General features: G+C 43.3%; 15 protein-coding genes. 5 read left to right on the top strand and 10 right to left on the bottom strand.

Annotated features, from left to right (window positions below; genetic code table 11):
* Window positions 1-4: 4 nt before the first annotated feature.
* The 3 genes from dnaJ to L0665_RS00725 all read left to right on the top strand — a co-directional run bounded on the left by dnaJ (window position 5) and on the right by L0665_RS00725 (window position 3,582).
* Complete coding sequence (gene dnaJ, locus L0665_RS00715) at window positions 5-1,132, top strand: molecular chaperone DnaJ (protein WP_274923814.1); 1,128 nt, start codon at window positions 5-7, stop codon at window positions 1,130-1,132.
* 128 nt (window positions 1,133-1,260) lie between these two features.
* The gene (locus L0665_RS00720) at window positions 1,261-2,214 is read left to right on the top strand and encodes a methyltransferase domain-containing protein (protein WP_274923815.1); all 954 of its coding nucleotides are present in this window, start codon (window positions 1,261-1,263) and stop codon (window positions 2,212-2,214) included.
* A 222-nt stretch (window positions 2,215-2,436) separates the two neighbouring features.
* Window positions 2,437-3,582: a hypothetical protein gene (locus L0665_RS00725; RefSeq protein ID WP_274923816.1), complete on the top strand. Its 1,146-nt coding sequence runs from the start codon at window positions 2,437-2,439 to the stop codon at window positions 3,580-3,582.
* 30 nt (window positions 3,583-3,612) lie between these two features.
* Here the strand turns inward: L0665_RS00725 and L0665_RS00730 are convergent, their stop codons facing one another.
* The 3 genes from L0665_RS00730 to L0665_RS00740 form a co-directional block, all read right to left on the bottom strand.
* Window positions 3,613-4,017 carry a DUF134 domain-containing protein gene (locus L0665_RS00730; RefSeq protein WP_274923817.1) on the bottom strand — a complete coding sequence of 135 codons (405 nt, stop codon included), beginning with the start codon at window positions 4,015-4,017 and terminating at the stop codon, window positions 3,613-3,615.
* Window positions 4,018-4,078: 61 nt separating this feature from the next.
* Window positions 4,079-4,648, bottom strand: a complete 570-nt coding sequence (locus L0665_RS00735; protein WP_274925691.1) for a type 1 glutamine amidotransferase — start codon at window positions 4,646-4,648, stop codon at window positions 4,079-4,081.
* On the bottom strand, window positions 4,636-5,325 hold the full coding sequence (locus tag L0665_RS00740) for a diphthine--ammonia ligase (protein WP_274923818.1): 690 nt from the start codon (window positions 5,323-5,325) through the stop codon (window positions 4,636-4,638). Before L0665_RS00740 ends, L0665_RS00735 begins: the two co-directional genes overlap by 13 nt.
* A 592-nt stretch (window positions 5,326-5,917) precedes the next feature.
* Between L0665_RS00740 and L0665_RS00745 the strand changes: the two genes are divergently transcribed.
* Window positions 5,918-6,775: a PAS domain-containing protein gene (locus tag L0665_RS00745; protein WP_274923819.1), complete on the top strand. Its 858-nt coding sequence runs from the start codon at window positions 5,918-5,920 to the stop codon at window positions 6,773-6,775.
* Between the two features lie 245 nt (window positions 6,776-7,020).
* Here L0665_RS00745 and L0665_RS00750 read toward each other — a convergent pair whose 3' ends face one another.
* The 5 genes from L0665_RS00750 to fdhD all read right to left on the bottom strand — a co-directional run bounded on the left by L0665_RS00750 (window position 7,021) and on the right by fdhD (window position 12,274).
* Window positions 7,021-7,206, bottom strand: a complete 186-nt coding sequence (locus L0665_RS00750) for a hypothetical protein (protein WP_274923820.1) — start codon at window positions 7,204-7,206, stop codon at window positions 7,021-7,023.
* 46 nt (window positions 7,207-7,252) lie between these two features.
* Window positions 7,253-7,525: a hypothetical protein gene (locus L0665_RS00755; protein WP_274923821.1), complete on the bottom strand. Its 273-nt coding sequence runs from the start codon at window positions 7,523-7,525 to the stop codon at window positions 7,253-7,255.
* A gap of 393 nt (window positions 7,526-7,918) precedes the next feature.
* Entirely contained in the window at window positions 7,919-8,467 is a 549-nt protein-coding gene (locus L0665_RS00760) for a YIP1 family protein (RefSeq protein WP_274923822.1), read from the bottom strand.
* 215 nt (window positions 8,468-8,682) lie between these two features.
* Entirely contained in the window at window positions 8,683-11,322 is a 2,640-nt protein-coding gene (locus L0665_RS00765; protein WP_274923823.1) for an aminotransferase class V-fold PLP-dependent enzyme, read from the bottom strand.
* A gap of 193 nt (window positions 11,323-11,515) precedes the next feature.
* Window positions 11,516-12,274, bottom strand: a complete 759-nt coding sequence (fdhD, locus tag L0665_RS00770; RefSeq protein WP_274923824.1) for a formate dehydrogenase accessory sulfurtransferase FdhD — start codon at window positions 12,272-12,274, stop codon at window positions 11,516-11,518.
* Between the two features lie 496 nt (window positions 12,275-12,770).
* Between fdhD and L0665_RS00775 the strand changes: the two genes are divergently transcribed.
* On the top strand, window positions 12,771-13,076 hold the full coding sequence (locus L0665_RS00775) for a hypothetical protein (protein ID WP_274923825.1): 306 nt from the start codon (window positions 12,771-12,773) through the stop codon (window positions 13,074-13,076).
* Window positions 13,077-13,181: 105 nt separating this feature from the next.
* On the opposite strand, the gene L0665_RS00780 is transcribed toward L0665_RS00775, so the two are convergent.
* Together L0665_RS00780 and L0665_RS00785 are read right to left on the bottom strand one after the other, a co-directional pair.
* Window positions 13,182-13,481: a hypothetical protein gene (locus tag L0665_RS00780; RefSeq protein WP_274923826.1), complete on the bottom strand. Its 300-nt coding sequence runs from the start codon at window positions 13,479-13,481 to the stop codon at window positions 13,182-13,184.
* Window positions 13,453-14,046 carry a hypothetical protein gene (locus L0665_RS00785; protein ID WP_274923827.1) on the bottom strand — a complete coding sequence of 198 codons (594 nt, stop codon included), beginning with the start codon at window positions 14,044-14,046 and terminating at the stop codon, window positions 13,453-13,455. The genes L0665_RS00780 and L0665_RS00785 overlap by 29 nt, the downstream gene beginning before the upstream one ends.
* Window positions 14,047-14,176: the final 130 nt, after the last annotated feature.

The following is a 14,176-nucleotide window of genomic DNA, read 5'->3' on the forward strand; positions in this document are numbered from 1 at the left end:
CAGGATGTCCGGGAAAAATTACTACGATATCCTTAATGTTCCGCGTAATGCCGATGAAAAGGAGCTGAAACGTGCATACCGGAGTCTGACAAAGAAATATCACCCGGACATTAACAAGGAGGAGAACGCAGAGGAGAAATTCAAAGAGATAAATGAGGCTTACAGTGTCCTCTCTGACTCCCAGAAACGGTCCCAGTATGATCAACTGGGCCATGATTCCTATACCAACGCTTCAAAAGGTTCATACCAGGGCGGTGGACACGGGTCTGGCGGATTTAACGCAGACTTTGGGGGATTCGGAGATATCTTTGATTCATTCTTCGGCGGCGGACGCGGTTCACAGGGGCCACAGAGCGGGTCTGACCTCTTAATGCGCATACAAATCACCCTGCAGGATGCAGTCTTTGGCGTAGACAGGGACATTGATGTGATGCACAATGAACCCTGTTCTGCCTGTGACGGGACAGGGAGTGCAACTAAAAAGACGAATGTCTGCCCCCGTTGTGGTGGAAGCGGACAGGAACGTCGTGCAAATAATACTCCATTTGGCCAGTTTGTCAGTATGGCAACCTGTTCCCAGTGTGGGGGATCTGGTCGGATCCCTGAAGAACGCTGCAAAACCTGCAATGGCAGCGGCCATTCACGGGTAAAGAGGACAATTACCGTCAATATCCCTGCGGGGGTTGAGAGTGGTATGCGCCTGAGGATGGAAGGATACGGAGAAGCCGGTGATGCAGGTGCTCCAAATGGTGACCTCTTTATTGAGATGCATATCGCCCCGAATTCGGTATTCACCCGTATTGGCGACAATCTTGAGACCAAAGCTGATATAACTCCTGCCCAGGCAGTGGTGGGTTCATCGATTACGATTAAGACAATTGATGGCAGGAAAATTGATCTGAAAGTGCCGGCGGGTGTGCAGTATAATATGGCGCTCAAGATCTCAGGAGAAGGCGTTCGCCGGCGTGGAAGGCCGGGAGACCTGCTCGTCAGAATGAAAATTGTCGTTCCAAAGCACCCTGGTTCAGAGGAGAAGGAATTATATGAAAAAATCCTTGAACTGGAAGGGAATAAAGAATCCGGCCATGGGTCAAAAGGATTTTTTAAGGACCTAAAAGACAAAATAAAATAATCTGAAAATACCTTCTTCTTTTTTTCCGAACAATTCACGGCAGTATTGCCAAAAATGAGTTGTCAGGACGTATTCATACCAATTCCAAAGAAGTTATCCCTCCGGATGGAGTAGAATTATACCCGCATATGAAATGTATCCTTGAGCTCTCCGGAGAGCATCCTGAACTTCCGTTTGCAGAAGCTGAAGCATTCGCCTGCATAGAAGAAAAAGCAACACAGGTAGCTGTAGTTGAATGCCCGGACCCTGTTGCCTGTGGCAAACTCGCTATGGCACATACCGTCATGGAATTTCTGGGCAGATGCGATGCCAATAAAGCCAGTATCACCACCATGCTTCAGGCACTCTCTATTACAACTGAAGAGACATTTGCCGCACGCGTACGGAAGATGGTGGATGCCCCTACAACAATGTCACAGCTCTCACTTGAGAAGCTGATAGGCTCGAATATAGATGGCCCTGTCTCACTGGATGCACCCGTGACTGAATATCGTGCCCTTATCGCCGGCACCATATGTTATTTCGGGCGGGTTATTCTGCATATCGACAGAGGGAGTTACCAGTACAGAAATCCAATGCGCAGGCCGTTCTTTCACCCTGGTGTGATGATGCCACTCACTGCCCGCACCCTGGTGAACCTTTCGCAGGCAAAACCAGGAGATCTCATCTGTGACCCATTCTGCGGAACAGGTGGCGTGCTTCTGGAGGCAAAACTCTGCGGAATGAAAATAATCGGAAGTGATATGGACCCGATGATGATTGAAGGCTGCAGCAAAAATCTGCCGGAAACCGATCTCTTCCTTGCGGATGCAACGACTCTTCCCCTTGGGGACAATTCCATTGATGCTGTGGTAACTGACCTGCCCTATGGTCATTCTGTGTGCATCATGGCAGAGTCAATGGACCAGCTGTACTCGGATTCACTGCGTGAAATTCGGAGAATTGTCAAACCAGGCGGACGATGTGTCATTGTGACTCATGTGGATATCCAGCCACTTGCAGAAAAGGAATTTACCGTAGTCAGGAAATTTTACCAGCGAATACACAAAAGTCTGACACGGCAAATATTAATCTTACAATAATTCAGGAGCACAACAAAGTGCAGTATCCTGAAAACATATAATCGAAAAATATTTTTTTTTAAAAATGCCCTGATCAGGTACCTTCAGTTCGGCGTCAGTCAAAAGAAACGTTCGCCACTCTAATATAGTATCCGGTTGAAAGTAAGTGCAGGCAACACGGATTATTATATCAATATCATTATACTCTATTCCGCATTGCCTGAATAAAAAACAGGTTTAGACATGAATACTCTTAGGTGGATAAAGGAATCTTTTAGATCCTGTAATCCAAACAAAGCAATTTCAGTACGGGCAATCCGGCACCTGAAAAAAATTGAAAAAAAGCAGCTTTTTTCAGAGGACATTTCAACCATGCGTGCAGCGGAAGGACGATGGTTTGAATCTCTGATGTATGAAATGCTGCTGGAATTTTCACGCAGGTCAAACAACATCACATATATCGTCCGGAAAGGAGCAGATGCACCCTTCCCCTCAATCCCCGCAAAATTTGGGCAGAATGGCCTGTATTTTTCGAATCGGGGAGATATCAATGTTCGCGGCAATGGGCAGGATATTGCTGAAGTGGATATGCTCTTTGTCGGAGGAGACGGAAAGGTAGGATTTGCAGAGGTCGTCACATCCGGGACAGAATTAAAAGAACTCAGAGAAGAGGTCCACTATAAAAAGAAACTTTTTGGATACCTCTATGGCCAGATAACGGTGCCATTTGTTCTTTTTTCGTCTGTTGACATCTCACGATCATCAGTGGTCAAAAAACTGATGCATGAAACAGAGAGTGTCCTTATCGTAACAAAGTCATGTGAGACACTGAAACATCTTCTGAATAGTAATTCAACCAGAGGCATTCCACGCAAACCACTCAAAAACGCAAAACTTATCGACGTTTCGGCCCTTCAGCCACGGCGACCCTTTGACTACAAACTCATTCATGATTACCGAAGGGACAGAGTTCTTGCAGAAATAACTGCCGGCAGACCAAAAGAAGAGTTTAGTGAGAAGGATGAACTCCCGCCTCTGGCAAAAAAACTGCTATTAGGTGCCCTTTATGAATCAGGATCGAAGGAAATATGGAAAGGAAAAAAACTGCTCATAAAAGGCACGCCATATGATCAGGAAAAAATCAGCAAAGAATTCTCAAAAATAATCATTGCACTGGATATCCCGGAATTTGAGCCGGTCATATACCTTCGGTCACGAAACAAGAAAGAATATCTGAAAGTCGTTGTCAGAAAATCAGGCGGGTTCCGTGTTGAAAGTAAACGAACTCCCCAGATGACAGGATTTTTCCTCTGGCTGGAATCCCTTAAGCCAACACTCGGTGGAGAGGTCTGCCGGGAATATGCAGATTTATTCCTGACACGGGCCTGACCACGAATTCAGACGCAGAAAGATCTGAATTTACTGCTTGGCCTGTTTTTCACCGGACGTATCTTCTGTATACCTGCATCCCCGGTTTCTGCAGCAGCATTTTTCAGTTTCTGAATCTGCACAGCCTGACATTTCAAGCCGTTTGCCTTCAACAAGGACTTCCACAACTTTTCTGCGACCTTCATGAAGATCACGCCACAGGGTTTTTCTTGAGACACCCATATGTTCCGCTGCAGTTTCCTGGTCATAATCCAGTAAATCGACCAGTCTGAGGGCTTCAAGCTCTTCCGGTTCAAGTACATTCACCCGCCCCTCAGTATCAGGATTGCAGCATGGCTGAAAACAGCGGTATTGTGAATCCTTATTCAAAAATCGTCTTTTTCGGGGCCTTCCCCGTCGGGCAGGTTTATTTTCCCCGGTATTACACCCTCTCATCTGTACAGGTTTTTCTATTACAGATTATTTATGCATACGTAATTTGGTTTCTTTTACCGGATTATGTCTCATGACTGACAAACGTTGTGAGAAACCGTTCCACCACCCATGTGTTACGCACCTCCGGGTGAAACATGACTCCATACACCGGGTTTGCCTGATGCCGCACTGCCTGAATGCAGGTATCTGATTCTGCGATAACGGTAAATTCATTCCCGGGGACGGTGGCAAACCGGTGCAGTTCATACGCTATCCACGCATCCTCACAAAATATCGGATCATCTGATACTCTGCACCGGACAGAAGTCATACCAATTTCCGGATTCGCTTCGATACTGCCGCCATATGCAAGAATTACCGCCTGCATACCGGCACATATTCCCAGAACCGGGATTGATTGTTCCGGAATCCATGTGAAACAATCTTTCATTTCAGAAAACAGATTGTCTTTCAGCGGCGTCCCGCAGAGAATCACGGCATCTATGGTATCTTTTTTCAGGTGCTCCCATTCGGTAAAATGACAGATTTCATATTGATATCCACACCCCTTCACAATATCTGCAATTGGGCGGACGAATTCATCTTCGCCAAGAGAACCCGGACGGTAACAGAGGTCTATCAGAAGGATAATTTATCTCTCACCTCAGCGTGTTGAATGCTAAACCGGCCGTTGTAATTCGCATATACTGACTCTGACCGGAGGATAACAAGTTTTTTGGTGAAAAACGGTGCGTCAGTCACCAGAGTCTCAAGTTCTCCCCCTTCGCCGGTGAGGGTGATACCATATTTTGCTGCATATATTCGCAAGAGGCGGAGTGCTTCATTGTCAATACGTCTTCCCAGCCAGGTTTCATCAAATGGAGCAGAGAATACCCCGGAGACAATGACAACAAATCCCTCATCAATCAGCGTCTGCATATACCAGTCCTGGTCAATGTGCCAGAGCGGATTATAACACCAGAGACTAAGGGCATCACAAATTTTCTGAATCCGGGTGGCCTGGTACACAGAGAGAACGGCCCCCGTTACAATGCCCTCAATACCATATTGCTCCACCGCAAGGGTTATCGCTTTTTTTAAGTCTTCAAGTTCCTCTTCTTCAACCCCTTTTGTGATATACTCCAGTATGGGAATGCCCATCGCCTCTGCCTGTAATGACGTGAGATGAATATTTGGCGTATGGAACATGTAACTCTCACTATTTTCAGATACAAGAGCGATAAGACAGGAAACCTCTTCTTTCTGCATTGCCTGATATGTGGCATATACTGAGTCTTTGCCGCCGGAAAAAAGCACACCAAGTTTCATTGTATTGTAAGACATCCTTTGTTTTTCATATGTGTCAGGCAGGCCTGACATTTGTATGAATAGTCTCTCTCATTGAATGGATATAAAGATAAAAGGCACTGCAACAGGCAGAAAGGGAAAATGTATCCTCCTGTCTCTCACCAGAAACCTGAATTCACTCCGGGTAAACCATCAGGAATGTGTTCATCCGTTTTCCTGAATACTATGTGTCTCATCCAGTCAGGTACCAAGTAGTGAATAAGGGAATAACTATATGGCATATCCACACGATTTTGATTGAAAACCAAAATGATATTATACTAAATTTGAAAACGTTCTGTTTATTTTTTGGGAATAATTCCTGATGGGTGAATTGATTGTACAGACAAATAATTGGAGTGATTTATGGTATCCACAAAAAAAGTCTCCTTAGGGTATTGAAGGTCAGATGACAATTTTTGAATCCACCGCACGTTATACTGAATTGTTCTTTGGGCGAACGAAAAAAGAGGGTGAAATTGCATGCCAATATGATTACATTGGTGTGTATATTGGTATTGATAGGCAGAGAAAATAACTATTATATATGATGGTAACCGTATATCACATGCTTATGAAAGAAAATCATAAAGGACTGACAAAGATTCTTGAGATTTTGAAACAGAATCCACGAGGCATGTCAGTTACGCAGATTACAGAAATTGTTGGGATGAACAGGATTACCATAGGACATTACCTGGATGTTCTGCGGACGTCCGGCGAAGTCGATATGGAAACCTATGGTCAGTCCAAGGTATATTTCATCTCACATCGGGTGCCGATATCTGCGATGATGAATCTATCATCTGATTACGTCATTGTCCTGAATAATACCCTTAAAATCGTACAGGTAAATAACAATATTATATCACTTCTTCAGCGCAGTAAAGACGATATTATCGATGAAAATATCCAGGATATTTTGCTCCCCTACAATACCGGAGTAGATCTTCAGGCAAAAGTCAATCAGGCTCTGGGAGGGGAAGAAGTAACTGAAGAGATAAAAATACTGAAAGATACAGAAGAGCTCTTCTTTAAAATGAAAGTAATTCCTACCGTTTTTGCAGATGGTTCACCTGGAATTACCATTATTCTTGAAGACATCACTGAATATCAAAGGTCAATAAAAGCGCTTCAGGAAAGTGAGCAAAAATTCAGGGAACTGTTGAAAAATATCAGTGAACTTCTGGTGAAGGTCGAACATATTGCGGAACTGAATGACCAAATACGAAACCCGTTGCAGGTCATCATCGGCATTTCTGACCTCGAAAATCTTGAAATTGCTGATCAGATAAAAGAACAGGCAAATGAGATTGATTCAATCATCCGTCAGCTCAATATTGGAAATATCGAAGCGGAGAATATCAGGGCTTTTTTTAAGAAATATGCTGATGCAGCAAAAGAAAGTGAGAACAATTCAGATGCTGTCTGAAAAACGATAACATACCTTCAGGATTCTATACTTTTTTTATTATTTTTTCCCGCCATCAGTTTCAGGGAACATCATTGTTACGCCTCTGGCAGGTATAATAACCAGATATCGCCTGAATTAAATAACGTATCAGTCCATTCCACCGATCACCTTGACATAGGTGCCGGTGCCTATGCCTCTCCTGGAATAACGAATAGAATCGATACCGCCATCCCAAAAACACGCTCCTATATTCTCTGTCATTCTCACAGGTAGTCAAAACAATGGCACTTAACAGTCTCCGGGGGGAAGGAACTACCGCCCTGAAGAGAGGATGTGATACCCACACCATCTGATCCGTTCAATCCTCTTTTAGGAGGTGACGTCTGTTTCCTGCGCTGGAAAAACGAAGAATTATCCTGAAAATGGCCCATCCTGTATTCCTCAGCCATATCTATTATCCATGGCTGATTCTCCCAAATCAATAATCCAAAATGATTATGGTTTGATCATATCCCTGCTCTGGTTCAGTTCAGTCATGAGATCATTCACCTGTGGGTCATCTTCCATTCCGAGCATATCAAATATGCTTGCGATGAAATCAACCAGTTCCTCAGTCAGATCACTAAGATATTGTATATAACCCAGAAGTGCATCGGTGGTACCGAGAGGTGTTTTTGAATAGTCCATCGAGACTGTATCAGGGGAATCTATTTTTGAAATATTGAAGAGTTCATCTGCCTGAACTGCCGGTATAATCAGAAACACCATACATAAGATCAAAAAAAATTGAAAATATATCTTATTTTGCATATCCTCACTTTCATTCTATGGTTTCAAGGTATCTATTTATAGAATATAACTGTTTTTTTATGATTCAGATATGAGCTTATACCAGGACAGGAAACCGATGTTTCCATTGTTGAATACGGGAATAACTATAATCCATATCCACACGATTTTGATAAAAAAAATGGTATTATACTAAATTTGAAAACGGTGTGCTTATATTTTGGGAATAATCCCAGATGGGCAGATTACCTGTACAGACAAATAATCGGAGTGATTTATGGTATCCACACCAAAAATAGTCTCCTTAGGGTATTGAATAATTATTGTGGGACCCCGGATTAACTATGTCTGCGAGCACATCCTCGATTAACCCTAAAATGAGACGAAGCCATAGATTAACGCAATAAAAATAATTCCAAAGCTGATGGCCCAGATTAGTCCTGCGAAGACCGCCCGCCGGGTGGATATTTCATGTAGTTCCCTGATCCCGATAATCCCGATGCTGATAGCCCAGATACCGGCGATGAGGTTCACAATGGGCATCCACCCGAGGAGCAGGTATGGTGTTGCCCCATACATGAACGCCTTGAACGTCTGGTCGATTTGCTTTCTCCCACCGACGATGTACACCAGGAGATGAAGCCAGAGACCACCGACAAACAGGAGAATGAACCCCTCAACAAGGGTGCTAAAGAACGCCCCCGGAAGACCCATCCACACCGATCCGCCGATCGCCGAACTCCCCAGATGTATACCTCTTATAATCAAAATCGCTATGATTACCGAGAGCACCGCATTGAGGAGAAGAATCAGTGTATAGTAGAGAAACGCGGCTTTCACCGTATCTGTTTTTGTATTCCGAAATGTTTCAGTGGGGTGTCCGAGAAAGCCACAGATACGTTCTATAATGGTCAGCGCCATATGAAGACGTTTGGAAAGCCGGCATGTATACTTTTTGGGCTCTGTAGAGAATTCCTCAACGACCAGCAGCAAAAAATATTTTTTTTGTCACCTGTCTCAGAGATTATATATTATCAGTTTGACTTTGCTCTCCCTGACCTGATACGATTTTCTAAGGGTATGGTAGTGAATTATAATGGAATTAATTGCTGTTGAATAAATACCATTTCTGATTATCACCCGACAATCTCTTCAATTGACGCTATTAAAAGGTCAATCTCATGCATTGTGTTGTAAAGTCCTATACTTGCCCGGACGGTTCCTTCCTTTAATCCAAGATATTCCATTAAAGGCTGACAGCAGTGATATCCTGAACGCACCATAATATCTGCGTTCTCATCAAGCTCCTGTGCTATTCCATGCGGCCGGAATCCTTCAACATTAAACGATACCACACCGATACGATCTTCAGGACGCCCGGGTGAATAAACAGTAACTCCCGGTATCTTCTTCAGTCTCTCAATAAGCCTGTTTGTGAGAGTCTCCTCATACTCCCGCACAGCATCCATTCCTATCCCTGAAAGGTAGTCAGCCGCAACTCCCAGAGCAATTCCGCCTGAAATATTCGGAGTTCCTGCCTCGTACTTTTTATAACCGCTCTCTGGTGTAAAGCCCTCACCGGTTACGGATTCAACCATACCCCCGCCGAGGAATAGTGGTTCAATCGATGCTTCTTTCATCCATAAAACACCTGTTCCTGTCGGGCCGAGCATCTTATGACCGGAAAACACAAAAAAGTCGCAGCTGATATCAGTAACATTTACCGGCATATGAGGAACAGCCTGGGCACCATCAACAAGGAGCATGACGCCGTTTTCATGACATATTTCTGCAATCTCCTTAACGGGTGTTACAACACCCAAAACATTTGATGCATAGGTTACCGCCACAAGCTTTGTCTGCGGGCAGATTACTTTTTTCAGTTCTGAAAGATCAGGAGAATACGAAGAATTCAGTCCTATGACATCAACAAAAACACCCTTTTTTGACAAAGCTCTCCACGGCAGAAGGTTGGAATGGTGTTCGAGAATGGTTGTAACAATCCTGTCACCCTGATTCCAGGAAATGCCACCGGCAACCATATTGATGCCCTCGGTTGTATTCTTTGTAAAAACAGTGATGCCTGATTCACCACCGATAAACGTTGCAACCTTTTCATGTGCATGCCAGTATTTCTGCGATGAAATTTGTGTCAGCCGGTGCACTCCGCGGCCGATATTTGCGCGGTAATTGTGTTCAAAGTCAATTATCGCGTCAATAACAGGTTCCGGCGAAAAACTGGTCGCTGCATTATCAAGGTAAACGACATCCCCCAGGATTGGAAAGTCCTTTCGTATCGCTGATACGTCATAACCCAGGTCCGTTTTTTTATCACCGGACGGCTCAGGCAGAATTTCTTTTACGACAGGCTGTTTTTTTGTTCTCTTTATCTGAGGCCCTGCCTTTAATGAGTAGTCATAATTGACTAAAACTCCTCTTTCCTTACAGATTACCCTCATTTTAGGGGGCAGACCCCTCCATCTCCAGAGTCCCCAGTTCAAAAACTCATCAGGGAGACCTTTCTTATCAGCCCACATGTCGATGAATTCATCCCAGCGTTCTGCATAATCAGGGTGAAGCTGGCGGAGAGTTTCATACTCACTCTCAAGCATCGCCGGGCAGAGATAGCAGCCAATCCTCTCAAGACCTTTCTCATATAACGGATTTATCTCCAGTTTCTGCCACCATAAATAGAGATAGACCTCTAAAGCTCTCCAGCTGCGTATTGGTGATATATTAAGCTGAAGCGGATTTGCCGGATTCTGACTGGTCTCTTCAAGACTGGCACGATTCCATGATTCATACCAGCGGTTGCCCTGCACCGTTACACAGGAGCCGACGTCAGAGAGATATATCTTAAGAGGGTGCAGTTTTAAAAGCTTACAGCACCAGCGATTGTCCTTTGCAGGAGGGCCTGCCCTTTCAACAGCCTGCCAGAAGTCTCCTCCCTTCTGAATAATCTCCACATCTTTTGAGCGGATAAAGTCGACAGTTTCAGGAAATTCAATACCGGTATCAATGAAAAATGCTTTTTTGACACCGGCTTTTTTTGCCAGCTGCAGGATTGCAGTGCTGTCTTTGCCTCCGGAAAAAGATACATTCGCGGTGGGCCGGTCATTCATATGCTGCTTTATTTCCCTGATTGCCGCATGCTCAAGCTTTTTAAGATGATTTCTGTTCTTCTGAATAACCTGATCCCAGTCAGGATTCGGTAATTTTTGTGGAACAACCTCTACCAGTTCCTTAACCTTTATTTTATTGTCTTCTTTTACAATCCCTGTGCCAAATCTGTGTTTATATTTTACCATATATGTTCCGGGCGGCACAGGGGATAAAAGGTCCAGTCTTTTCCCGCCAATTCTCCCTTTCGCTTTGGCATAGTCTGTATGGGTATAAATATCGATGATACCTTTTGTCACAGTATTGATAATAAACGGGAGTCCCTCCACCGCTATATCAAATACGTACTTTCGCTCAATCGGATCAAATATAAGCCAGCCCAGTCGCTCCCCGTTCATGATAACAAGGTCGGCACGGTCCGCGCCTCCGGTTTTATTAAGCAGAAGGACTTTAGATAAAAAAACAGGCCCGAACTTCTCTTCTATAAGACTTTTAATGAGTGCTACATCCGCTGAAAGGGCAGGTCTGAGTTCATAAGGAATGAGCAGATTGAGCTTTTTTGCCTCACTTCCGCAGGAACATCTTTTGTCAATCAGAGGAACATTGCACTTCGGGCACCAGTATAGAATTTTTTTGAAAGGGGGCTCGTTTATCACAGTAACAAAAGGGGTTTTGGGGGGTATAAGAGTAACGCTCACACATTTTTCTGAGTGGAGAGTATCTCCCTAAAAATGAATCCAAACGCAAAATGAAAGCAGATTTCTCTTTATTATTGCAAAAAACGTTTATGAAACAGATATTTTATGCACTGTCTGATAAAACAGGGATTTTCGGTATTTTCATCTGATATCAATTCTGTTTTCCTTCGATTCTGTGATCGCCGGAATAAATAATCATCTTCTGAGGACTCACAGAACCTATCAGGGTCATATTACTTTCAACTGCTATATCACAGGCAAGTGAAGTTGTCTCCCCGCCGGAAACAATAATAGAAATCCGGGTAAAAAGACATTTCCTAATCATTTCAGACGAAATCCTCCCGCTCACTGCCACAAAGCATTCAGTCAGGGAAATATTTTTTAAAACTGCTGCTCCGATAGCCTTGTCAAGTGCATTATCCCGCCCGATATCCCCGGCAATTACAATATCATCTGTTGCTGTGAAGAGCCCGGCAAAATGAATTTCTCCGGTTTTATCATCCTCTACACAGGATTTAACCAGAGATACCGCATCCTGTATCCTCTCAGGGGTAAATATACCTCCATCCGATGCAGAGGGAAGAGTGGAATAGTCAATTACGGATGCAGTACCGCCACAGCCTGAGAGAACGGTTTTTTTGGAGAACAGTATCTTTCTTGGGTTTAAGGTGAGTATACTCACTTTGTTTCCTTCGACCTGTATGGATTCAATCTCATCCGCATTACTGACAACGCTTTCAGTCAGAAGGAAACCGGTTGCATATTCTTTTAGCATATCAGGACTTGCCATTGCCGTTACGGCCTGTCTTCCGTTGACAAATATCGTGACCGCTGCTTCTGATACGACTTCCTTTTCAAAGGAATCCAACTTCCCGGGAATGATTTTTTTAAAGCGGCGTTTTGTATACATCAGGGCTTCTCCGGAAACTGGTATTACCTATGGTATTGGTATCAGGTACCGAATTACTTTCTGCAAAATGGTTTAAATGACCGGATTATTTTGTGTATATTGCGAACAGGGGTATCAACTGATTACCAGTCTGTTTTTGAATCGTTTCCACATTTAAAAGCCAGAATTCGTTATTTTCAAAAATACACTCTCCTGCCGGGAATTTCCATATAAATCAAAAAAAGCATACATTTAACTGATTCAGGCATAGTATGCCTAAATCCGATTGTCATTCTTGGAATACATGAAAAATGTCTCATTCATTCAATACATGATTGGTTTGCATTTCATAGATGTCAATTAGCTCATTTCCCGAAAGATGGAAACAATTTTTTCGAGGAAATAAAAAAATATTTTTTTTGACCTTTTTTTCCATCCTCGAATACAACAATCATTAAATTCACTTGAAGGTGGATTGGAGAAATTTTCAAAAAATATTATCCTATTCCCCACAAAATTGAATGACGAATTCCAATCAATCGCTGAAGGAAAACAACTTAATGTTGCACTTCGCGAATTTGGCTTGATCATTAGTGAAGAGTGTTCATTGGAGGGGAATGATAGAAATGAGAGGAATTTCACATTTCTTTTTGAGAATGGTGGTGAGAGTCGAACCGTTTGTTGTGAGCCACATATAAAGATGTCAAAAAGCGATCATGATGGGGATGGTCATTACTACTTTAACCGTCTCTATTTTCATCAAGGGATTCCCGAATTTTGTGAGGGTAAAGTATTAATGGGACATATTGGTCGCCATCTTTAGTGTTTATTTTCTTACCATGGCTCTGATGTCTCCGGCTGAGAACGGCCCGCTCCGGCCGTCTGTGTGGACGTTTTTTTGGGGATGCAGGCATGTTTTTGGGTCTATTTAAGCTTTACTTAACCCCGGAGCGGGAATTTTGCCCCGGATGAAGAGTATCGTAATCCGCACCTGCACGAGGAAACAAACAGCACAACCGGCGACCATCGCCCAGAAGGCAAATACGGATTCTGTTGTTGAGAAACGGAAGACGAGGGCAACCAATGCGGCAACAAAGAAGAACCGGAATCCCCATTCTGCCGGGTAAAGGAGTTCACGCCAGGTGTTGGTCATAATCTTCTCATTTATGGCATAGATGGTAAAGGTTGGGGATGAGTGATCAATCCCTGCATATTTTGTCCCATCCATTAAGGAACTCTGATTTATGACGATTGAAATACCCTTCATTTTCCGTGATTCCATCCGGTGAAACCGATTGTGCAACCGTCAGGTCATTTTCGTCTTGGAAGATGTGAATTTTCTTTTGAATACTTTTGAAGCGTTTTAACTCCACATTTGAATTATTTATAAACGCCTCTTCGTAATTGAAGATGTAATATTCTGGTCTTCTCCATGAGTCATCCAGTGCAACACCAATTAAAATGTCAAATTTATGCTCTTTTTTCTGACCCTGTCGCGAGACGGTCCATCCCCAGAAATCCACGTTTTTGTCATAGAATCCATCATTTTTAAGAGTGGAGGTTTTGACTTCAATTCTCTTGTTGTGCTCCCCAACGCAGATATCATAACTTCCCTGGCCTCCCTTTGGCTGAACCTCTTTGAATCGATTTGACAATTCCTTTAAACAGTAAAATTCCCCCAAATCCGCGACTAATTTCTTTGGAATTTTTTCCTTTTTTCCGGATTCGATATCTGACCGTTCAATATTTTCTTTAAACGAGATTATCAGTTCAATCACAGTATCATAATCCATAAACTTCCCCCGATGAATATGCTGATACCCGTAGCATTCCGCTCCAAGTATTGTTCATATTTATCTCTTTTACGGTATTATCCATTTAAATTTTGGATGAAAAGGAAAAATAATTAAAACAGTCAATAAA

The organism is Methanogenium marinum (assembly GCF_028912405.1).
In the GTDB taxonomy this organism is placed as follows: Archaea; Halobacteriota; Methanomicrobia; order Methanomicrobiales; family Methanomicrobiaceae; genus Methanogenium; species Methanogenium marinum.